The organism is Streptomyces sp. NPDC058758 (assembly GCF_042746075.1).
Classification (GTDB): domain Bacteria; phylum Actinomycetota; class Actinomycetes; order Streptomycetales; family Streptomycetaceae; genus Streptomyces.
Window position 1 is genome coordinate 15,285 of sequence record NZ_JBHYPS010000026.1, and the last position, 18,941, is coordinate 34,225.

Here is an 18,941-nt window from a genome sequence, read left to right on the forward strand (position 1 = left end):
CCACCGGGGCGCCCGATCGGTGGCAGTGTGTCGCGGAGCGCGGTCCGGGGCGACGGCCCCGGCGGGAAAGGGACGACGTCGCCATGGCAGATCACCAAGAAGCATCCGTCACTCTGCCGAGCGAACCCGCCTCGGTCGCCGCGGCGCGGAGGTTCGTGGCGGAGGTGCTCGGGCGCTGGGGTCTGGACGACGGCGCGGACGCGGCCGACGCGGTCCGGCTGATGGTGTCGGAGCTGGCGACCAACGCGGTGGTGCACACCTTCGGGCAGTCGCCCACCTTCACCGTCGAGTTGCGCCTCGATCGCGAGGAGGTCCTGCGGGTGGGCGTCACCGACAGCCATCCGCGTTTCCCGCGCCGGCTTCCGGCCGCCGTCCAGCAGGACAACGGCCGCGGCATGGTGATCATCCGGGTCCTCGCTGCGGAGGCGGGCGGGCGGCTCTCGTTCACGCCGACCGCGGAGGGCGGCAAGACCGTGTGGATCACGCTGCCGTGGGCCGCCGTCGCGGCCGCCGCCGTTCCCGCCTGCTGAATCCTCCGCCGCCCTCGTTCACTCGGAGTGCATCGCGGTCGAGGGCCATGCGCCGCCGGCGAAGTGACGCGCCCAGTAGTACGGGTTGACCTCGGCGAGCCTGCGGGAGAGCCAGCGGGTCGGGTCCTCGGGATCGGGGACGGCGACCTCGACGTCGGGACCCCAGAGCGCGAGTCGCTCCTGGCAGACCCCGCACGGCGGCAGGATGACGTACCGGCCGTCCTCGGGGTCGCGGAAGACGCAGACGGTGGCGGTCACCCTGCGGTCGAGGGTGTAGGCCTGGCAGTACGCGCCGGTCTCCTGGCACAGGGCGACGCTCGGGTGGATGTTGTCGAAGCCGACGCTCGTCAGGATCCGTCCGTCGTCGAGGCGGACGGCGGCGGCTCCGCCGGGCTCGTCGGCGGGCCAGCGGCGGTCCAGTTGCGCGACGGCGGCGTCGACGAGGGCCTGGTCGAGGGTCATCGCCGCATCCTAGGAAAGGGACAGGGCGATTGCACAGGGTCCCCGCCGGGTCGAGGGGGGGGTGCGCGGCGCCTGCGGGAGGGTGCGGCGGCGCCACCGCACCCGGGGACACGACCGCAGGCGCCGCGGGGTCAGCGCACGCGGCCGTAGTAGACCTTCGAGGACCAGATCCGGTCGAGCTTCACCCAGGAGCCGGTCTTGGGCGAATGCCAGATCTTGCCGCTACCGGCGTAGATCCCCACGTGGTAGACCCTGCCGCCCGAGTGGAAGAAGACCAGGTCGCCCTTCTGCCGGCTGGAGGCGGAGATGTGCCGGGTCTTGTTGTACTGCTGCTGCGCGGTGCGGGGCAGCGACTTTCCCGCCTTCTTGTACGCGTAGAGCGTGAGCCCGGAGCAGTCGAAGCGGGTGGGACCCGCCGCGCCGTACCGGTAGGGCGCGCCCTTCTTGGACGCGGCGACGCCCAGTGCCTTCGTCGCGTGGGAGGTGGCTGCCTGGGCTTCCGGGGCCGCTCCCGGGGCGAGGAGCGTGCCGCCGACGGCGGCGAGGGTGAGAGCCGAGACGGCTCCGGCCCGGGACAGCAGGGACGGGACATGCATCTGCGCAGTCATGCGCAACCCTTCGTCAGCCGCCTGTGAAGGATGACCTGTCGGGTTCGGGCAGGCGAAGATGCCCGGCCGCGGCTGCGGCTTCACCCCAAGGGACGGCCGCGCTGGGGATTCAACGCGGTCGACCCGTACTGCTCGGGTCCTCCACTCCTGCCGGTCCAATCCTGTCGACCAGACGTCCGGGACGGCGGCAGGACTCGGCGTCCGCCCGGACCGCCCCGCCTGGGTGGCGGGGGCTTGTCGTCGTCGAGGATCTTGACCCACGGGTCGGGCGAAAACCGAGCGGAAACGACGTTATGTGAGGCTCCTCACGACTGATCCATACGGGTGGACAAGAGGGTTTCGTGATCGTCCGGGGTTTGGGCGACGAGGCCCGTACCAGCGTCGGAATGTCTCATTCCGCCAAATGCGTACACCTGTTGCGCAACTCGCACGCTTGATTTGCCGATCCCCCGGCTACGCCGAACGGGGGAGGGTTTCTGCGTCTCGTGTCGGCCGTACGGGGCTCGACACGACACGTCGGAATGTCAACTGGCCCGCGTTCCGGGCACGGTGACGCGGGCCGCGCGCCGCTCGCCGTCCAACACCCGCAGCGCGCACGCCAATGTCTCGGCGTGGACCTCGCTCTCGCCCCGCATATGCATGAGCGTCAGGGCCTCGCGCAGCGCGTCCGCACGTCCGACCAGCGCTTGGGCGGCGCGCAGGGCCCCATAGGTATGCGAACCCCTGGATGGATTGATCTTCCCCAGAAGGTCGACGACTTCGAGGTACGCGTCGATGAACTGCCCCTCGGCGCGGGTCAGGGCGGGCAGCGGCGGAAGCTCCGGCACCATCGCGGCCTCACCGGGCCGACGGGGCGGAGGCGGCCCGCCGGTCGCTGACGATGTGGTCGACCAGACCGTACGCACGCGCGGCCGGCGCGTCGAGGACGGTCAGGCGGTCGGTGTCGGCGGAGACCTCCCCCGGCTCCCGGCCGGTGTGGGCGGAGAGGAGCTCCGTCATCACGGTGCGCATGCGCAGCAGTTCGCGCGCCTGGAGGTCCAGGTCGGAGGGGCTGCCGGTGAGGGGCTCGTCGAGCACCGGCTGGCGCAGGGTCACCCGGGCCCCGGGCAGCATCATGCGCTTGCCCGGCGCGCCCGCGGCGAGGAGGACCGCCGCCGTGGAGCCGGCCTGGCCGAGGCAGGTCGTCTCCACGTCGCTCGCCAGGCTGCGCATCGTGTCGTGGATCGCGGTCATGGCGGTGATCGAGCCGCCGGGGGAGTTGAGGTACAGCGCGATGTCCCGCCCCGGCTCCGCGTGGTCGAGGTACAAGAGCTGGGCGATCACGTCGCTCGCGGCGGTGTCGTCGACCGCGGTGCCGAGGAAGACGATCCGGTTCTCCAGGAGCTTGGCGTACGGGTCCAGGGTCCGGGCTCCGTACGGGGTCCGTTCCGAGAACTCCGGCAGAACGTGACGTGCGTCCATGACTGGCACCTCCTTCTGTAAAAAATGTACAGGACGTACAGACCGTAAGATGAGGAGCATGACCTACGAGATCCCGGTGACGCAAGCGCGGGCGGAGCTCGCCGACCTCATCAACCGCGTGGTGTACGGCGGCGAGCGCGTGGTCGTGACCCGCCACGGGAAGCCGCTCGTGGCCCTGGTCTCCGCCGCTGACCTGGAGCGACTGGAGAAACTGGAGGTCGAGGCGCCGGAGGAGGCCGAGGAGCTGGTGATCAGCTCCCTGTCGGGTATGTCCGGTCCGGGCGTTCTCGGTTCCGCCACCGGTGAACAGCGCCGGTTCGGCATCGCCGCCCGCCACCGCGAGCCCGGCGCCGACTGACCTCCGGCGCGTCCCCGTCCCGCACCCTCCGTCGCGGGCCCCCGCCTCGCGGTTTCCTTGGCGTGCCCCCTGTATACGGACATATGGAAGCCGCGTGCCCCCGTCCGCTACGGCGGGGGCACGCGGCCGTCTTCGTGGTGCGGCGGATCAGCCCGCCGAAGCCGGGGCGGAGGTCGAAGGGGAGGGGGTGGTGGGGGAGGCGGAAGCCTGTACCGGTGCGGGTGCCGCCTCCGTCCGGCGCCGTCGCCCGCCCAGGACCACCGCGGCGAGGCCCGCGACCGCCCAGAGGGAGAGGACCAGTACGGGACCGCCCGCCGCGGCGCCGTCGAAGTAGGCGACGGAGCGCAGCGCCTGGCCGCCCGCCCCCGGCGGCAGCCACTGGCCCAGGAGGCCGATGCCGCTCGGCAGGAGTTCCGGCGCGCTGCCCATGCCGGAGAAGGCGTTGCCGGCGAGCACGGTGAGCACCGCGGCGAGGCCGAGGCCGGGCTTGCCGAGCAGGGTGGCGAGACCCGCGAAGGTCGCGCCGACGGCCAGCACGGTGAGGGCGAAGACCCCGGCCTCCGCCCACCAGTCTCCGGCCAGGGCGCCGAGCCAGCTGTGGGTGAGCGCCGCGCCGGCGAGGCCCGCGAGCGCGGCGGCGCCGACGAGGGCGGTCGCGGCGCGCGCCCCGCGCAGTCCGAGGAACAGGGAGGCCGCGCCCGCCGCGGCGCCCGCGACGGCGAGCGGCAGCAGGCCGGCGCCGAGCACGGTGCCGCGCGGGTCCGCCGCGGGCGGGGCGACGACGTCGGTGACCGCTACGGTCCCGCCCCCGGCGGCGCCCGCCGTGACCGCCTCGCGCAGCAGCCCGGCGACGACCGGGCTGCCGGCGGACGCGGTCAGCAGTTCCGGGCCGGCCGGGGTGACGACCACCGCGCCGTAGACCTCGCGGGCCTCGACGGCGGAGCGCGCGGCGGCGGCGTCCTCGTACCGGTGGATCTCGAAGGCCCCCTCGTGCCGGCCGAGTTCGCGGGCCAGTCCGTCGGCCGCCGCCGCCGGGCCCGCGATCCCGACGGGGAGGTCGCGCGGCGCGGTGCGGGCGGCGGGCCAGGCGAAGGTCCACAGGAGCAGGGTGGCGAGCACGGGGACGAGCAGGAGCACCGCGAGGGTCGTGCGCCCCGCGGCGGGAGCGGTGGCGGAGGACATGACGGCCTCGATTCGCAGGTCGGGAGGGGTGCGGGCGGCTTCCCTCAAAGAGAAGGATCGTTCGTTTTTGGTAGGGCCCACTGTCCGCCCGGGCGGCGAAGTTGTCAAGAATGAATATTCGTTTTAGTTTCGGGGCATGGCCCGTGTCTCCCAGGAACACCTCGACGCCCGTCGCCGCCAGATCCTCGACGGCGCCGCCCGCTGCTTCGCCCGCAACGGCTTCCACGCCACCTCCATGCAGGACGTGCTCACCGAGGCCGGCCTCTCCGCCGGTGCGGTCTACCGCTACTTCCGGAGCAAGGACGAGCTCATCCAGGCCATCGCGGAGGAGACCTTCGCGAGCGTCCGCGGCGCCTTCGTCGAGGCGACCGCGTCGAACCCGCCGCCGACCCCCGACGTCCTCGTCGTCCGCGTGATGACGATCGTCCTGGAGGAGCGGATCACCGGCGCCGACCGGCAGGCCTTCGCCCGGCTGATCATCCAGGTGTGGGCGGAGACCCTCCGGGACGAGACCCTCGCGAAGGCCCTGGCGCAGGGCTTCGACGCGATGCGCGCGCTCTGGGCCGAACTCTTCGACGCCTACCGCGCGAGCGGCATGTTCACCGCGGACGTCTCCTCGGCGGACCTGGCCCGCACCCTCATCGCCGCGGTCCAGGGCTTCATCGCCCAGCAGGCGCTCTTCGGGGACGTCGAGACCGGGGTCCTCGGGGAGGGCCTGCGCGGCCTCATGTCGATGGGCGCCGGCGCCCGGGCGACCCCACCCCCCTCGGTGTGACGATCATGAAATCGCAAAGCCGGAGTTAACGCGCCGGAAAAACTTCCGCCCTAACGTGCAATGTCCGGCCGTCCACCGCATCTCCGCTGTTCAACAAGGTGTTGACGGTCGGTAGGGTCCGCAGCTGACCGGGTGCGGCCCGGTGGACGACTGTGAGGTGGAAGAGTGCAGCTGAGCCCGCACGAGCAGGAACGCCTGCTCATTCATGTGGCCGCCGACGTGGCGGAGAAGCGTCGCGCCCGCGGGGTGAGGCTCAACCACCCCGAGGCCGTCGCCCTCATCACGGCGCACGTCCTGGAGGGCGCGCGGGACGGGCGCACCGTCGCCGAACTCATGGCCTCCGGACGCAAGGTGCTCTCCCGCGACGACGTCATGGACGGCATCCCCGAGATGATCCACGACGTCCAGGTCGAGGCCACCTTCCCGGACGGCACCAAGCTCGTCACCGTCCACGACCCGATCGTCTGACGGGGGCCGGCGCCGATGATCCCCGGAGAGATCCTGTACGGCGACGGGCCCGTGCCCCTCAACGAGGGCCGCCCCGTCACCCGCCTCACCGTCCTTAACGCCGCCGACCGACCCGTCCAGGTCGGCTCCCACTACCACTTCGCCGAGGTCAACCCCGGCCTCGACTTCGACCGGGCGGCCGCCCGCGGGCTGCGGCTGCACATCGCCGCCGGCACCGCCGTCCGCTTCGAGCCCGGCATCCCCGTCGAGGTCGAGCTCGTGCCGATCGCCGGCCGCCGGATCGTCCCGGGCCTGCGCGGCGAGACCGCCGGCCCCCTGGACACCACGACCGCCCCCGGCCCGTCGGACGCCCCCGGCACGACCGGCCCCCTCGACGCCGCGGCCCCGAACGGAGACCCCCGTGCCTGACCTCCACCGCGCCGTGTACGCCGACCTGTTCGGCCCCACCACCGGCGACCGCGTCCGGCTCGCCGACACCGACCTCCTGGTGGAGATCGAGGAGGACCGCTCCGGCGGGCCCGGCCGGGCCGGCGAGGAGGCCGTCTTCGGCGGCGGCAAGGTCATCCGCGAGTCGATGGGCCAGGCCCGCACCACCCGTGCCGAAGGCGCCCCCGACACCGTGATCACCGGCGCGGTGGTCATCGACCACTGGGGGATCGTCAAGGCGGACATCGGCATCCGCGACGGCCGGATCACCGCACTCGGCAAGGCGGGCAACCCCGACACCATGGACGGGGTCCACCCCGCCCTCGTCATCGGGCCCGAGACCGAGGTGATCGTCGGCAACGGCCGGATCGTCACCGCCGGCGCCGTCGACACCCACATCCACTTCATCTCGCCGACCGTCGTCGAGCAGGCCCTCGCCACCGGCATCACCACCCTCGTCGGCGGCGGCACCGGCCCCGCCGAGGGCACCAAGGCCACCACCGTCACCCCGGGGCCCTGGCACATGGCCCGGATGTTCGAGGCCCTGGACACCTTCCCCGTCAACATCGGCCTCCTCGGCAAGGGCAACACCACGTCCCGCGAGGCCATGCACTCCCAGCTGCGCGGCGGCGCCCTCGGCTTCAAGATCCACGAGGACTGGGGGGCCACCCCCGCCGTCATCGACGCCTGCCTCGGCGTCTGCGAGGAGACCGGCGTCCAGCTGGCCATCCACACCGACACCCTCAACGAGGCCGGGTTCGTCGGCGACACCCTCGCCGCCATCGCGGGCCGGACCATCCACGCGTACCACACGGAGGGCGCGGGCGGCGGGCACGCGCCGGACATCATCACCGTGGTCTCCGAACCGCATGTGCTGCCCAGCTCGACCAACCCGACCCGGCCGCACACCGTCAACACCATCGAGGAACACCTCGACATGCTGATGGTCTGCCACCACCTCAACCCGGCCGTCCCCGAGGACCTGGCCTTCGCCGAATCCCGGATCCGGCCCTCCACCATCGCCGCAGAGGACGTCCTCCACGACCTCGGCGCGATCTCGATCATCTCCTCCGACTCCCAGGCCATGGGCCGCGTCGGCGAGGTGGTCCTGCGGACCTGGCAGACCGCCCACGTCATGAAGAAGCGGCGCGGCGCGCTCCCGGGCGACGGCCGCGCCGACAACCACCGGGTGCGCCGCTACGTCGCCAAGTACACGATCAACCCGGCCGTCGCCCAGGGCATGGACCACCTCGTCGGCTCCGTCGAGCCGGGCAAGCTCGCCGACCTCGTCCTCTGGGAGCCCGCCTTCTTCGGGGTGAAGCCCCTCGTGGTCCTCAAGGGCGGCCAGATCGCGTACGCCCAGATGGGCGACGCCAACGCCTCCATCCCCACGCCCCAACCGGTGCTGCCGAGGCCGATGTTCGGCGCCCTGGGCAGGGCGGCCGCCGCCGGCTCCGTCAACTTCACCGCCGAGGCGGCGATCGAGGCCGACCTGCCCCGCCGGCTCGGCCTGGCCAAGGATTTCACCCCGATCCGCTCCACCCGCCGGGTCACCAAGGCGGACATGCGGGAGAACGACGCCGTGCCGCGCGTCGAGGTCGACGCCGACACCTTCACCGTCACCATCGACGGCGAAGCGGTCGAGCCGGCCCCCGCCGCGGAACTGCCCATGGCCCAGCGTTACTTCCTCTTCTGATGACGCGCTCCGCACTGCTCGTGCTCGCCGACGGGCGCTTCCCCGCCGGTGGGCACGCGCACTCCGGCGGCGCCGAGGCCGCCGTCAAGGCGGGCCGGATCCGGGACGCCGCCGGACTGGAAGCCTTCTGCCTTGGGCGTCTGCACACCACCGGGCTCACCGCGGCCGGCCTCGCCGCCGCCGCGGCCCTCGGCCTCGACCCGCACGAACTCGACACGGCCGCCGACGCCCGCACCCCCTCGCCCGCCCTCCGCGCCGCCTCCCGGCGGCTCGGCCGCCAGCTGATGCGGGCCGCCCGCGCCGCCTGGCCGGACCCCGGACTCGACGCGCTCGCCGCCGCGTTCCCGCGCGGCGCGCACCAGCCCGTCGTCCTCGGCGCCACGGCCCGGGCCGCCGGCCTCGGCCCCGAGGACGCCGCCCACTGCGCCGCGTACGAGGCGGTCGGCGGGCCGGCGACGGCGACCGTACGCCTCCTGGGCCTCGACCCGTACCGGGCGACCGCCGTCCTCGCGCGGCTCGCCCCCGCGATGGACGAGGTCGCGGCCAGGGCGACCGCCGCCGCGCGCGAGGGCGTCGACGCGCTGCCCGCCGCCTCCGCGCCGCTCCTCGACGTCACCGCCGAACAGCACGCGGCCTGGCCCGTCCGCCTCTTCGCCTCGTAACACCCGCCACCCTGGAGTAGCCCCATGCACCTCGACCACGGCCACACCCACCACGGCGCCGTCTCCGCCGACGCGCACCGGCCCGACGGCACCCGGCGCGCCCTGCGCATCGGGCTCGGCGGACCCGTGGGCTCCGGGAAGACCGCCACCGTCGCCGCGCTCTGCCGCCGGCTCCGCGACACGCTCTCCCTCGCCGTCGTCACCAACGACATCTACACCCGCGAGGACGCCGAGTTCCTGCTCCGCGAGGCCGTGCTGCCGCCGGAGCGCATCCGGGCGGTCGAGACCGGAGCCTGCCCGCACACCGCCATCCGCGACGACATCTCCGCCAACCTCGAAGCGGTCGAGGAACTGGAGGACGCCGTCGGGCCGCTCGACCTGATCCTCGTCGAGTCCGGCGGCGACAACCTCACCGCCACCTTCTCCAAGGGCCTCGTCGACGCGCAGATCTTCGTCATCGACGTCGCCGGCGGCGACGACATCCCCCGCAAGGGCGGCCCCGGCGTCACCACCGCCGACCTCCTCGTCGTCAACAAGACCGACCTCGCCCCGCACGTCGGCTCCGACCTCGGCCGGATGGCCCGCGACGCGGCCGAGCAGCGCGGCGACCTGCCCGTCGCGTTCACCTCGCTGCGCTCGGCGGAGGGGGTCGGCCCGGTCGCCGACTGGGTGCGCGAGCGGCTCGCCGCCTGGACGGCCCTGCCCGCGCCCACCGCATGAGCCTGCGCGCCACCGCCCGGATCGTCGCCGCGGCCGACGGCTCCCTGCCGGTCCTGGAGAGCGACGGACCGCTCGCCCCGCGCCGTACCCGCGCCGCCGCGCCCGGCTGGTCGCGGGTGACGGTGGTCGGTGCGATGAGCGCGCCGCTCGGCGGCGACCGGCTCGCGATCGAGACCGAGGTACGGGACGGGGCCCGGCTGCGGGTCGACTCGGCCGCCGCCACGCTGGCCCTGCCCGGCCGCGTCCCGGACCCGGCCGCGTACGAACTCCGGCTCCGGGTCGGCGCGGACGCCGTGCTGCACTGGCTGCCCGAACAGCTCGTCAGCGCCCACGGTTCCGACCTCCGGATGCGCACGGCCGTCGACCTCGACCCCACCGCGCGGCTGGCGCTGCGCGAGGAGCAGGTCCTCGGCCGCCACGGCGAGCCGCCCGGCACGCTGCTCTCCCGGCTCACCGTCCGCCGCGCCGGCCGGCCGCTGCTCGACCAGGAGCTGGCGTACGGCCCCGGCGCCCCCGGCGGCTGGGACGGGGGCGCCGTCCTTGCCGGTCACCGCGCCACCGGCCAGCTCCTCGTGGTGGACCCGGCGTTCGAGAAGGAGCCGGTGGCGGCGCGCCCGCTCGGCGACCACGCGGTGCTCGCCCCGCTCGCCGGGCCGGCCGCCCTCGTCACCGCCGTCGCCCCCGACGCGCTCGCCCTGCGCCGGATCCTCGACGCGGCGCTGGCCGAACTCGCCCCCGTATGAGACGGATCCGGATGTACCGCTCACCGGACACCCGGCTCCGGTTATGGGTTCGGCAAAGAAACGTGTGTTCGCACTGACGGCGCGGCCTCCCGGACGAAAGGATCGCCCGAACAGACGACCACCTACAGGGGGAGGACCTGTGAGACGACGCACGGCAGTGCTCGGCTCCGCCGGCACGCTCATCGCCGGCACACTCGTCGCGGGCGCGCTCGCGGCTCCGATGGCCAGCGCCGACAGCGGCGCCGCGCGCCACGGACGCGACGCCGAGGCGAACGGCGTCGCGATCGCCGCGGACCGGGCCGCCCGCGCCGGCATCGACTGGCAGGACTGTCCCGCCGACTGGGGCCTGGAGAAGCCGATCCAGTGCGGCTGGGTCACCGTGCCGGTCGACTACGCCAAGCCGTACGGGAAGAAGATCAAGATCGCCGTCGACCGGATCGCCGCCACCGGCACCCCGGCCGAGCGCCAGGGCGCGCTCCTCTACAACCCCGGCGGCCCCGGCGGTTCCGGCCTGCGCTTCCCGCGCCGCGTGACCACGAACAACAAGATCTGGGCGAACGCCGCCAAGGCCTACGACTTCGTCGGCTTCGACCCGCGCGGCGTCGGCAAGTCCGCGCCGATCTCCTGCGTCGACCCGACCGAGTTCGTCAAGGGCCCCAAGCCCGACCCGGTCCCGGACAGCGAGGCCGACAAGCGGGCGCAGCGCAAGCTCGCCGCCGAGTACGCCGCGGGCTGCGCCGAGAAGAGCGGCGACATGCTCCCGCACATGACGACGCCGAACACCGCGCGCGACCTCGACGTCATCCGCGCCGCCCTCGGCGAGCGGAAGCTCAACTTCGTCGGCGTCTCGTACGGCACCTACCTCGGCGCCGTCTACGGCACCCTCTTCCCGACGCACGTCCGCCGCATGGTCCTGGACAGCGTCGTCAACCCGTCGACCCGGTCCATCTGGTACGAGGCCAACCTCGGCCAGGACATCGCCTTCGAGGGTCGGCTCACCGACTGGATGACCTGGGTCGCGCAGAACGACGCCGCCTACCACCTCGGGGACACTCTCGCGGAGGTCCGGCAGCAGTGGGAGACCCTGCGCGCCGCCGCCAAGAAGGAGCCCCTCGGCGGCAAGGTCGGACCGGCCGAGCTGATCGGCTTCTTCCAGAACGCCCCGTACTACGACTCCATGTGGGCCCCCGTGGCCGAGGCGTGGAGCGCGTACGCCGCCGGCGACCCGCAGCCGCTGATCGACAACGCCGCGGCCGACCTCACCGACACCGCCGGCAACATCGCCTCGGAGAACGGCAACGCCGTCTACACCGCGGTCGAGTGCGCGGACGCGCCGTGGCCGACCAGCTGGAAGAAGTGGGACCGGGACAACTCCCGCCTCCACGAGCAGTACCCGTTCATGACCTGGGCGAACGCCTGGATGAACCTGCCCTGCGCCACCTGGAAGGCGCCGAGCCGGAAGCCCGTGCAGGTGAAGACGGGCAAGGGCCTGCCGCCGGTGCTCATCACCCAGTCCGAGCGCGACGCCGCCACGCCGTACGAGGGCGCTGTGGAACTGCACAAGCGCTTCAAGGGCTCGCGCCTGATCACGGAGAAGGACGCCGGCTCGCACGGCATCACCAACCTGGTCAACCCGTGCCTCAACCCCAAGGTCGAGACGTACCTGCTGACCGGCGAGGTGGACGCCACGGACCAGGTGTGCGCCCCGCACGCCGCGCCGCAGCCGTAGCGCCGACGGCCCCGGCCGGGGCCTGACGCGAGGAGGGGCGGTCGCCCGGCGACCGCCCCTCCGCCGTCCCCCGCTCACCCGTCGGTCGCCGCCGCCTTCACCACGGCCGCGTACTCGTCCACGTACTCCTGGCCCGACAGCCGCATGATCGCGTACATGATCTCGTCCGTGACCGCCCGGACCACCGCCCGCTCGTCCGCCGAGCCCGCGAAGCGCGAGAAGTCCAGCGGCTCCCCGAAACGGATCGTCACCCGCCGGATCCGCGGCACCACCCGTCCCGGCGGCTGGATCTCGAAGGTGCCGACCATCGCGCACGGCACCACCTTCACCCCGGCCGTCAGCGCCATCACCGCCACCCCGACCTTGCCCTTGTACAGGCGCCCGTCGTGCGAGCGGGTGCCCTCCGGGTAGATCCCGAGCAGTTCGTCCTTCGCCAGCACCCCGAGGCCCTCGCGGATCGCCGCCCGCCCCGCCTCCTTGCCCGAGCGGTCCACCGGGATCTGCCCGGCCGCCCGGAAGAACGCCGCCGTCAGCCGCCCCTTCAGCCCCGGCCCGGTGAAGTACTCCTGCTTCGCCAGGAAGGTGATCCGCCGGTCGAGCACCACCGGCATCAGGAAGTGGTCGGAGAAGGAGAGGTGGTTGCCCGCGACGATCGCCGCGCCCTCCCCGGGGACGTGCTCGATCCCCTCCACCCTCGGCCGGAACAGCAGTTTCAGCAGCGGTCCGAGCAGTACGTACTTCAGCAGCCGGTAGAACACCACAACCCCCGTTCCTCGTCCGTCACGCCCGTTGTAACGCCCCGGCCGCCCGTGGTCCACTGGTGGAAGCGGCCCGACTCTCACCCGGGAGGCCGAGATGCCAGGCACGCACGGACCCCGGGCCCCCGGGCGGGCGCTCACCGCGCTGCTGTGCGCGGTGGCCGCGGCCGGACTGTACGGTTGCACAGGCTCGGGCCCGTCGGACCCGCCGCCGACGCGTACGCCCACGACCGCCCCGGCCGGCACCTCCCCGCTCACCGGACTGCCCGCCCGGACAGGCCCCGTCCTCGCCGTCAAGATCGACAACGTTGCGGCGGCCCGCCCCCACACCGGCCTCGGCGCCGCCGACCTCGTCTACGTCGAACAGGTCGAGGGCGGCGTCACCCGCCTCCTCGCCGTCTACTCCTCCCGGATCCCCGACAGCATCGGCCCCGTCCGCAGCGCCCGCGAGTCCGACCTCTCCCTGCTGCGCCCCTTCGGCCACCCCGCCCTCGCCTACTCCGGCGCCCAACGCGCCCTGAACCCGCTCCTCGACGCCGCGCCGCTCGACCTGGTCAGCGAGTCCACCGCGCCCGGCGCCTTCCGCCGCTCGCCGGACCGCCCCGCCCCGCACAACCTCTACCTGCGCCCCGCGCGCGCCCTCGCCGCCGCCCCCGACGCCTCGGACGCGCGGCCGATCGGACTGCGCTTCGGCGCCGCGCCCGCCGGCGGCACCGCGACCACCGCCGAAACGGTCCGCTTCCCGGCCGCCCGCTACGCCTTCACCTGGTCCGCCTCCGGGCACGGCTGGCGCGTCGCCATCGACGGACGCGCCGCGACCAGCACCGACAGCGGCCCGCTCGCCCCCGCCACCGTCGTCGTCCAGCGCGTGACGATACGGCCCTCCGCCTTCCACGACGTCAACGGCGCCGTCTCCCCGTACACCGAGACCACCGGCTCGGGCACCGCGACCGTGCTGCGCGACGGGCGGGCGTACGAGGCCCGCTGGTCCCGCCCCGACCCGGCCGGCGGCACCACCTTCACCACCCCCGACGGCGGCCCCCTCGCCTTCGCCCCCGGCCAGGTCTGGATCGTACTCGCGCCGCGCTGAGCGCCCCCCACCCCCGGCGGATGATCGCACCGGACCCGGGTAGGGGCCGGGAGACGGCAGTCGAGCCGGGGAGGAGGCGCGTCATGGGCGCCGACATGTGGGGCTACGCGGAGTCCTCCGGTCACGTGCCGGGCGACACGCTGATCGGGTACGCGGTGGAGGCCGCCGACGGAAGGATCGGCAAGGTCGACCGGCACACGGAGGACGTCGGCCGGTCCTACCTGGTCGTGGACACCGGACCGTGGATCCTCGGCCACAAGGTCGTCCTGCCCGCCGGCCTCGTCGGCCGGGTGGACAGGGAGAACGAGACCGTGCACGTGACCTGCACCAAGGAGCACGTCCGCGAGTCGCCGGACTTCGAGTCCGGCCAGAACGAGGACGACGTCGCGTTCATCCGGCTCATCGAGCAGTACTACGCGAACCGGCACATGTGAGGGAGCCCCGGCCGGTCACGGCCGGGGGAGCACGGGCCGGCCGCGGGCGGGGGAGCGCGGGCCGGCCGCGGGCCGGGGAGCGCGGGGTCAGCGCGGCGCCGGGCCCGCCCCGCCCGCGCGGGGCCGGCGGGGCGCGGTGACCGTCTCGGTGCTGTCCGCCGCCGCCATGCCGATCGTCGCCACCCCGAGCACGATCCAGCCGAACCAGAGCCAGCCGCTGCTGCCGAGCGCCACCGTGTACGCGGTGATCAGCACCAGGACGGCGCAGGTGACGATCGTCATCGCCTTCGTGGAACCGGACATCCGCCCGCCCTCCTCCGCGGCCCGCGCCGGGACCCCGGCCGGGCCCGGGCGGCCTCCCCCCATCGTGACTCCCCACCGGGGGCGCGCGCTACTCCCCGGACGCCCCCGGCGTGCGCCGGACAGCGCGGAGCCCCCGGGACCACGAGGTCCCGGGGGCTCCGCGCGCGGACCGCGCGACGCTCAGCGTCCGCGCGCCTGCAGCGAGGCGAGGTAGGCGTTGTACTCCGCCAGCTCCTTGTCGCCGTCCCGGTCGGCCTGCCGGTCCTTGCGGGCCGCCTGCCGCTGTTCGGAGTGGTACCACTGGTAGACCAGGGCGATCAGCACCAGCACCGAGGGGATCTCGCTGAACGCCCAGGCGATGCCGCCCGCGGCGTTCTGGTCGGCGAGCGCGTCGATGCCCAGCGAGGCCGGCGGGTTCTCGTACGCCTTCACCATCGGCTGGGTCGCCATCATCATCGCGATGCCGAAGAAGGCGTGGAACGGCATGCCCGCGAAGAGCTCCAGCATGCGCATCACGTAGCCCGGCCGGTGCGGGCCCGGGTCCACGCCCATGATCGGCCAGAAGAAGACCAGGCCCACCGCGAGGAAGTGGACCATCATCGCGATGTGTCCCGGCTTCGACGCCATCAGGGTGTCGAAGAGCGAGGTGAAGTAGAGGCCGTAGAGGCTGGCGATGAACATGCTGATGGTGAACGCCGGGTGCGTGATGATCCGCATGTACCGGCTGTGCAGCAGCTTGAGCAGCAGCTCGCGCGGGCCGAGGGAGCCGCGGCCGGCCACCGGCAGGGCCCGCAGCGCCAGCGTCACCGGCGCGCCGAGCAGCAGCAGGATCGGCGAGACCATGGAGATCACCATGTGCTGCACCATGTGCACGCTGAACATGACCATGCCGTAGTCGTTCAGCCTGGTGCACATCACGAGGGCGATGGTGAGCACGCCGACGGTGAAGAGCACGGTCCGGGCGACCGGCCAGGCGTCGCCGCGCCGCCGCAGCCGGGCGACCCCCCATCCGTACAGACCGAGCGCCGCGAGGCACCCGAAGAGGAAGAACAGGTCGGGAGAGAACTCCAGGCCCCGCCCCAGCGTGAACGGCGGCAGATCCGTGGTCATGCCGTGCCCGCTGTGATCCATCGCTTACTCCTGGAGCCCATTGCGCGCCGAGCCCGTTTCGCGCTTGTTGTCCGCACCAGACTAGAACCGCCCCCGGCCGCGTTCGCGACCGGGGGCGGGTGTCGTGCCGGGGCGGGCCGGCGGGGTGCTCAGAGCACGCACTCGGCCTCGGCGTAGCGGTCCGCGGGGACCGTCTTGAGGGTCTCCACGGCCCGGCCCAGCGGCACCATCACGATGTCGGTGCCGCGCAGCGAGGTCAGCATGCCGAACTCGCCGCGGTGCGCGGCCTCGACCGCGTGCCAGCCGAAGCGGGTGGCGAGGACGCGGTCGTACGCGGTGGGGGTGCCGCCGCGCTGGACGTGGCCGAGGATGACCGGGCGGGCCTCCTTGCCGAGCCGGCGCTCCAGCTCCACGGAGAGCTGGTTGGCGACGCCGGTGAAGCGCTCGTGGCCGTAGATGTCGGTGCCGGCGGTCTTGAAGTCCATGGAGGAGCCCTCCAGCGGCTTCGCGCCCTCGGCGACGACGACGATGGCGAAGCGCTTGCCGTCCTCGAAGCGGGCGCCGACGCGGGCGGTCAGCTCGTCGATGTCGAAGGGGCGCTCCGGGACGACGACGGCGTGGGCGCCGGCGGCCATGCCCGAGTGCAGCGCTATCCAGCCGGTGTGACGGCCCATGACCTCGACGACGAGGACGCGCTGGTGGGACTCGGCGGTGGTCTTGAGCCGGTCGAGGGCCTCGGTGGCGACGGTGACGGCGGTGTCGAAGCCGAAGGTGACGTCGGTCGACGCGATGTCGTTGTCGATGGTCTTCGGGACGCCGACGATGGGGAGGCCGGCCTCGGAGAGGAGGTGGGCGGCCTTGAGGGTGCCCTCGCCGCCGATCGGGATGATCGCGTCGAGGCCGAGGTCGGCGACGTGGCCGCGGGCGCGCTCGACGCCGTCCACGAGGTGGGCGGGCTGGACGCGGGAGGAGCCGAGGATGGTGCCGCCGCGGGCGAGGATGCCGCCCACCGCGTCGAGGTCGAGCTTCCGGTAGTCGCACTCCAGGAGGCCCTTCCACCCGTCGTGGAAGCCGATGACCTCGTCACCGTGGTCGACGACGGCCCGGTGCACGACGGAGCGGATGACGGCGTTCAGACCGGGGCAGTCTCCGCCGGAGGTGAGCACACCAATGCGCATAGCCCAAAAACCTTTGCAACGTGGGCCGACTCCCGGACCACGTCGTCCGGCTGGATCCCCGCCACCCTATCGTTGCCGGGTGGCGGGGCCGAACCTGATGTCCGCAGATTGGACACCGTATTTACATACGAATCCAATGTGCGGTAACCCGCTCAGACGTGCGCCGTCGTGGGGACCGTGAGGGTCCGTCAGGCGGGCTGGGAGGCGGCCGCGATGCGCTCGGCGCGCAGCGCCTCGTACCACCGGTCGTCGGTCGGCGGCAGCGCGTTCACGTCGAGGGCCAGCTTCAGCATCAGGTCCGCGATCTGCGGGTTGCGGGCCATCACGGGGCCGTGCATGTAGGTGCCGAAGACGGTGTCGTTGTACGCGCCCTCGGTGCCGTCGCCGGTGCCGTTGCCGTTGCCGAAGACGGTCCGCGCGAAGGGACGGGCCGTCGGGCCGAGGTGGGTGACGCCCTGGTGGTTCTCGAAGCCGGTCAGCTGGGGCAGGCCCAGGTGCGGGTCGATGTCGGCGAGCACGTCGCCGACGCAGCGGGCGCCCTCGCCGCGGACCGTGGTCACGTCGAGCAGGCCGAGGCCGGGCTCGCGCGCGCCGAGGTCGTTGACGAACTCGTGGCCCAGGATCTGGTAGCCGGCGCAGACCGAGAAGATGATCGCGCCGTTGGAGGCGGCCCGGGAGAGGCCGCCGTCGCGGCGCAGCCGCTCGGCCGCGAGCCGCTGCGGCCGGTCCTCGCCGCCGCCGACCAGGTAGATGTCGCCGGAGGTGGGGACGGGCTGGTCGCTGCGGACGTCGACGCGCTCGACGCTGAGGCCGCGCTGGCGGGCGCGGCGCTCGACGACGAGCACGTTGCCCTGGTCGCCGTAGGTGCTGAGCAGGTCCGGGTAGACCCAGACCACACGCAGGCTGCTGTCGGTCATGCTGCAAGTCCTTCTGCGAGTCGGGGCGGGGTCAGTTGCCCACGCGGCGGCGGACGTCCTGGAACGCGGTGTAGTTCGCGATCAGTTCGATCTGCCCGGGCGGGGCCATGGCGACGGCCTCGTCGAGCGTCTCGCAGACGCGGAAGTCGACGCCCGCGACCTCCAGGCGGACCGCGAGGTCCAGCCGGCGGTCGCCGATCACCATGATCGGGTGGCCGGCGAGCCGGCCGTAGTCGACGTCCCACAGCCAGGAGGTGTCGGTGCCGTCGGCTCCCCGCGCGTTGACGGAGAGGATGACCGGCGTCGGCGGCTGGTCGATGAGGGAGAAGGTCTCCAGCCAGCCCGCCGGGTTCTTGGCGAGCAGCAGCCGCAGCTGCCGGTCCTGGAAGGTGACCACGTCGTAGCGTCCGGCCACGGCCTGCACCTGGTACATGCGCTCCAGGGCGACCTGCGGCGGGACGCCGAAGACGGCGGCGACGGCGGCCGAGGTGGCGGCGTTCGCCTTGTTGGCGCGGCCGGGCAGCTGGAGCCGGATGGGCCAGGCCGAGCCGTGCGGGTCGAGCACGTGGTCGCCGCTGAGCGCCCAGCTCGGGGCGGGGCGGCGGAAGCCGCACTCGCCGCAGAACCAGTCGTCGCCGGGGCGCTGGAGGACGCCGCCGCAGGAGGGGCACGACCAGGCGTCGTCCTTCCACTCCTGGCCGACCGCGACCCACACCACGTTGGGGGAGGAGGAGGCGGCCCACACGATCAGCGGGTCGTCGGCGTTGGCGATGACGACGGCCTTGGAGCCGTTGAGGCCCTCGCGCCACTTCTCGGCGAGCATCCGCGTCTCGGCGGCGCGGTCGAGCTGGTCGCGGGAGAGGTTGAGCAGCGCGATCGCCTTGGGGGTGGTGTCGCGGGCGACGCCGGCGAGGTACTTCTCGTCGACCTCGATCACGCCGTACCGGGCGTCACTGCCGCCGGCGAGGGCGGAGGTGATGCCCGCGGGCATGTTGGCGCCGAGGGCGTTGGAGACCACCGGGCCGCTGGCCCGCAGCGCCTCGGCGATCAGCCGGGTCGTGGTGGTCTTGCCGTTGGTGGCGGACACGAGGACGACGTCCAGGTGCTGCGCGAGCCGTCCCAGCAGGTCGGGGTCGAGCTTGAGCGCCACCCGGCCGCCGATCACCGATCCACTGCCGCGACCGGCCGCCCGCGACACCGCGGCGGCTGCCTTGCCCGCGGTCACGGCCAGCTTGGCGCGCGGCGACAGCGGCTCTGGATTACCGGGGTGTCCTGACATCGTCCTTGATCCTCCTTGCGTCGGTCGGGGCTCAGCCTATCGAGAACCGGCC

23 protein-coding genes and 1 riboswitch are annotated in these 18,941 nt (G+C 73.4%); of the genes, 12 read left to right on the forward strand and 11 right to left on the reverse strand.

Features of this window, described 5'->3' with window-relative positions:
* Positions 1–83 precede the first annotated feature (83 nt).
* Positions 84–530 (forward strand): ATP-binding protein, encoded by a 447-nt coding sequence (locus ACFW6A_RS26160; RefSeq protein WP_351851760.1) that lies wholly within the window; start codon positions 84–86, stop codon positions 528–530.
* An 18-nt stretch (positions 531–548) separates the two neighbouring features.
* Here the strand turns inward: ACFW6A_RS26160 and ACFW6A_RS26165 are convergent, their stop codons facing one another.
* The 4 genes from ACFW6A_RS26165 to ACFW6A_RS26180 form a co-directional block, all read right to left on the reverse strand.
* Positions 549–992 (reverse strand): cytidine deaminase, encoded by a 444-nt coding sequence (locus ACFW6A_RS26165; protein ID WP_351851758.1) that lies wholly within the window; start codon positions 990–992, stop codon positions 549–551.
* 131 nt (positions 993–1,123) lie between these two features.
* Entirely contained in the window at positions 1,124–1,600 is a 477-nt protein-coding gene (locus ACFW6A_RS26170; RefSeq protein ID WP_351851756.1) for a C40 family peptidase, read from the reverse strand.
* A 3-nt stretch (positions 1,601–1,603) separates the two neighbouring features.
* Positions 1,604–1,810, reverse strand: a riboswitch (cyclic di-AMP (ydaO/yuaA leader).
* Positions 1,811–2,124: 314 nt separating this feature from the next.
* Positions 2,125–2,430 carry a hypothetical protein gene (locus tag ACFW6A_RS26175; RefSeq protein WP_351851754.1) on the reverse strand — a complete coding sequence of 102 codons (306 nt, stop codon included), beginning with the start codon at positions 2,428–2,430 and terminating at the stop codon, positions 2,125–2,127.
* Between the two features lie 7 nt (positions 2,431–2,437).
* On the reverse strand, positions 2,438–3,061 hold the full coding sequence (locus ACFW6A_RS26180) for an ATP-dependent Clp protease proteolytic subunit (RefSeq protein WP_386487053.1): 624 nt from the start codon (positions 3,059–3,061) through the stop codon (positions 2,438–2,440).
* A gap of 58 nt (positions 3,062–3,119) precedes the next feature.
* Between ACFW6A_RS26180 and ACFW6A_RS26185 the strand changes: the two genes are divergently transcribed.
* Entirely contained in the window at positions 3,120–3,419 is a 300-nt protein-coding gene (locus tag ACFW6A_RS26185) for a type II toxin-antitoxin system Phd/YefM family antitoxin (RefSeq protein WP_386487056.1), read from the forward strand.
* Positions 3,420–3,566: 147 nt separating this feature from the next.
* On the opposite strand, the gene ACFW6A_RS26190 is transcribed toward ACFW6A_RS26185, so the two are convergent.
* Positions 3,567–4,601, reverse strand: a complete 1,035-nt coding sequence (locus tag ACFW6A_RS26190; protein ID WP_386643346.1) for an ABC transporter permease — start codon at positions 4,599–4,601, stop codon at positions 3,567–3,569.
* A gap of 136 nt (positions 4,602–4,737) precedes the next feature.
* Here ACFW6A_RS26190 and ACFW6A_RS26195 point away from each other — a divergent pair, with 136 nt between their 5' ends.
* The 8 genes from ACFW6A_RS26195 (at position 4,738) to ACFW6A_RS26230 (ending at position 11,820) form a co-directional block, all read left to right on the forward strand.
* On the forward strand, positions 4,738–5,376 hold the full coding sequence (locus ACFW6A_RS26195; protein WP_386643349.1) for a TetR/AcrR family transcriptional regulator: 639 nt from the start codon (positions 4,738–4,740) through the stop codon (positions 5,374–5,376).
* A gap of 165 nt (positions 5,377–5,541) precedes the next feature.
* Positions 5,542–5,844 (forward strand): urease subunit gamma, encoded by a 303-nt coding sequence (locus ACFW6A_RS26200; protein WP_030492293.1) that lies wholly within the window; start codon positions 5,542–5,544, stop codon positions 5,842–5,844.
* A 15-nt stretch (positions 5,845–5,859) separates the two neighbouring features.
* Positions 5,860–6,252, forward strand: coding sequence for an urease subunit beta (locus tag ACFW6A_RS26205; protein WP_351851742.1), 393 nt, complete (start codon positions 5,860–5,862; stop codon positions 6,250–6,252).
* On the forward strand, positions 6,245–7,966 hold the full coding sequence (locus tag ACFW6A_RS26210) for an urease subunit alpha (RefSeq protein ID WP_386643352.1): 1,722 nt from the start codon (positions 6,245–6,247) through the stop codon (positions 7,964–7,966). The genes ACFW6A_RS26205 and ACFW6A_RS26210 overlap by 8 nt, the downstream gene beginning before the upstream one ends.
* The gene (locus ACFW6A_RS26215) at positions 7,966–8,628 is read left to right on the forward strand and encodes an urease accessory protein UreF (protein WP_386480637.1); all 663 of its coding nucleotides are present in this window, start codon (positions 7,966–7,968) and stop codon (positions 8,626–8,628) included. Before ACFW6A_RS26210 ends, ACFW6A_RS26215 begins: the two co-directional genes overlap by 1 nt.
* Positions 8,629–8,652: 24 nt before the next feature.
* Positions 8,653–9,348 (forward strand): urease accessory protein UreG, encoded by a 696-nt coding sequence (gene ureG / locus ACFW6A_RS26220; protein WP_386480635.1) that lies wholly within the window; start codon positions 8,653–8,655, stop codon positions 9,346–9,348.
* Positions 9,345–10,091: an urease accessory protein UreD gene (locus ACFW6A_RS26225; RefSeq protein ID WP_351851733.1), complete on the forward strand. Its 747-nt coding sequence runs from the start codon at positions 9,345–9,347 to the stop codon at positions 10,089–10,091. Before ureG ends, ACFW6A_RS26225 begins: the two co-directional genes overlap by 4 nt.
* Before the next feature lie 139 nt (positions 10,092–10,230).
* Positions 10,231–11,820 (forward strand): alpha/beta hydrolase, encoded by a 1,590-nt coding sequence (locus ACFW6A_RS26230; protein ID WP_351851730.1) that lies wholly within the window; start codon positions 10,231–10,233, stop codon positions 11,818–11,820.
* A 74-nt stretch (positions 11,821–11,894) separates the two neighbouring features.
* Here the strand turns inward: ACFW6A_RS26230 and ACFW6A_RS26235 are convergent, their stop codons facing one another.
* Positions 11,895–12,578 (reverse strand): lysophospholipid acyltransferase family protein, encoded by a 684-nt coding sequence (locus tag ACFW6A_RS26235; RefSeq protein ID WP_351851789.1) that lies wholly within the window; start codon positions 12,576–12,578, stop codon positions 11,895–11,897.
* A gap of 97 nt (positions 12,579–12,675) precedes the next feature.
* Here ACFW6A_RS26235 and ACFW6A_RS26240 point away from each other — a divergent pair, with 97 nt between their 5' ends.
* A complete protein-coding gene (locus ACFW6A_RS26240; protein ID WP_351851728.1) occupies positions 12,676–13,668 on the forward strand; it encodes a DUF3048 domain-containing protein in 993 nt (330 codons plus the stop codon).
* Positions 13,669–13,751: 83 nt separating this feature from the next.
* Positions 13,752–14,102 carry a PRC-barrel domain containing protein gene (locus ACFW6A_RS26245; RefSeq protein ID WP_351851726.1) on the forward strand — a complete coding sequence of 117 codons (351 nt, stop codon included), beginning with the start codon at positions 13,752–13,754 and terminating at the stop codon, positions 14,100–14,102.
* Positions 14,103–14,189: 87 nt separating this feature from the next.
* On the opposite strand, the gene ACFW6A_RS26250 is transcribed toward ACFW6A_RS26245, so the two are convergent.
* The 5 genes from ACFW6A_RS26250 to ACFW6A_RS26270 form a co-directional block, all read right to left on the reverse strand.
* Complete coding sequence (locus tag ACFW6A_RS26250; RefSeq protein WP_351851794.1) at positions 14,190–14,405, reverse strand: hypothetical protein; 216 nt, start codon at positions 14,403–14,405, stop codon at positions 14,190–14,192.
* Between the two features lie 180 nt (positions 14,406–14,585).
* Positions 14,586–15,536 (reverse strand): cytochrome c oxidase assembly protein, encoded by a 951-nt coding sequence (locus ACFW6A_RS26255; protein ID WP_351851723.1) that lies wholly within the window; start codon positions 15,534–15,536, stop codon positions 14,586–14,588.
* Positions 15,537–15,664: 128 nt separating this feature from the next.
* A complete protein-coding gene (locus tag ACFW6A_RS26260) occupies positions 15,665–16,693 on the reverse strand; it encodes a 6-phosphofructokinase (protein WP_351851720.1) in 1,029 nt (342 codons plus the stop codon).
* A gap of 188 nt (positions 16,694–16,881) precedes the next feature.
* Positions 16,882–17,610, reverse strand: coding sequence for a type 1 glutamine amidotransferase (locus ACFW6A_RS26265; protein ID WP_200427004.1), 729 nt, complete (start codon positions 17,608–17,610; stop codon positions 16,882–16,884).
* A gap of 31 nt (positions 17,611–17,641) precedes the next feature.
* Positions 17,642–18,889: a MurT ligase domain-containing protein gene (locus tag ACFW6A_RS26270; RefSeq protein ID WP_351851717.1), complete on the reverse strand. Its 1,248-nt coding sequence runs from the start codon at positions 18,887–18,889 to the stop codon at positions 17,642–17,644.
* Positions 18,890–18,941: the final 52 nt, after the last annotated feature.

Excerpts from the sequence above, each read along its gene's own strand:
- ACFW6A_RS26225 (WP_351851733.1), top strand. The coding sequence starts at position 9,345 with ATGAGCCTGCGCGCCACCGCCCGGATCGTCGCCGCGGCCGACGGCTCC.
- ACFW6A_RS26255 (WP_351851723.1), bottom strand. The coding sequence starts at position 15,536 with ATGGATCACAGCGGGCACGGCATGACCACGGATCTGCCGCCGTTCACG.
- ACFW6A_RS26205 (WP_351851742.1), top strand. The coding sequence starts at position 5,860 with ATGATCCCCGGAGAGATCCTGTACGGCGACGGGCCCGTGCCCCTCAAC.
- ureG (WP_386480635.1), top strand. The coding sequence starts at position 8,653 with ATGCACCTCGACCACGGCCACACCCACCACGGCGCCGTCTCCGCCGAC.
- ACFW6A_RS26185 (WP_386487056.1), top strand. The coding sequence starts at position 3,120 with ATGACCTACGAGATCCCGGTGACGCAAGCGCGGGCGGAGCTCGCCGAC.
- ACFW6A_RS26165 (WP_351851758.1), bottom strand. The coding sequence starts at position 992 with ATGACCCTCGACCAGGCCCTCGTCGACGCCGCCGTCGCGCAACTGGAC.
- ACFW6A_RS26265 (WP_200427004.1), bottom strand. The coding sequence starts at position 17,610 with ATGACCGACAGCAGCCTGCGTGTGGTCTGGGTCTACCCGGACCTGCTC.
- ACFW6A_RS26245 (WP_351851726.1), top strand. The coding sequence starts at position 13,752 with ATGGGCGCCGACATGTGGGGCTACGCGGAGTCCTCCGGTCACGTGCCG.
- ACFW6A_RS26175 (WP_351851754.1), bottom strand. The coding sequence starts at position 2,430 with ATGGTGCCGGAGCTTCCGCCGCTGCCCGCCCTGACCCGCGCCGAGGGG.
- ACFW6A_RS26260 (WP_351851720.1), bottom strand. The coding sequence starts at position 16,693 with ATGCGCATTGGTGTGCTCACCTCCGGCGGAGACTGCCCCGGTCTGAAC.
- ACFW6A_RS26250 (WP_351851794.1), bottom strand. The coding sequence starts at position 14,405 with ATGTCCGGTTCCACGAAGGCGATGACGATCGTCACCTGCGCCGTCCTG.
- ACFW6A_RS26240 (WP_351851728.1), top strand. The coding sequence starts at position 12,676 with ATGCCAGGCACGCACGGACCCCGGGCCCCCGGGCGGGCGCTCACCGCG.
- ACFW6A_RS26270 (WP_351851717.1), bottom strand. The coding sequence starts at position 18,889 with ATGTCAGGACACCCCGGTAATCCAGAGCCGCTGTCGCCGCGCGCCAAG.
- ACFW6A_RS26170 (WP_351851756.1), bottom strand. The coding sequence starts at position 1,600 with ATGACTGCGCAGATGCATGTCCCGTCCCTGCTGTCCCGGGCCGGAGCC.
- ACFW6A_RS26215 (WP_386480637.1), top strand. The coding sequence starts at position 7,966 with ATGACGCGCTCCGCACTGCTCGTGCTCGCCGACGGGCGCTTCCCCGCC.
- ACFW6A_RS26190 (WP_386643346.1), bottom strand. The coding sequence starts at position 4,601 with ATGTCCTCCGCCACCGCTCCCGCCGCGGGGCGCACGACCCTCGCGGTG.
- ACFW6A_RS26180 (WP_386487053.1), bottom strand. The coding sequence starts at position 3,061 with ATGGACGCACGTCACGTTCTGCCGGAGTTCTCGGAACGGACCCCGTAC.
- ACFW6A_RS26160 (WP_351851760.1), top strand. The coding sequence starts at position 84 with ATGGCAGATCACCAAGAAGCATCCGTCACTCTGCCGAGCGAACCCGCC.
- ACFW6A_RS26195 (WP_386643349.1), top strand. The coding sequence starts at position 4,738 with ATGGCCCGTGTCTCCCAGGAACACCTCGACGCCCGTCGCCGCCAGATC.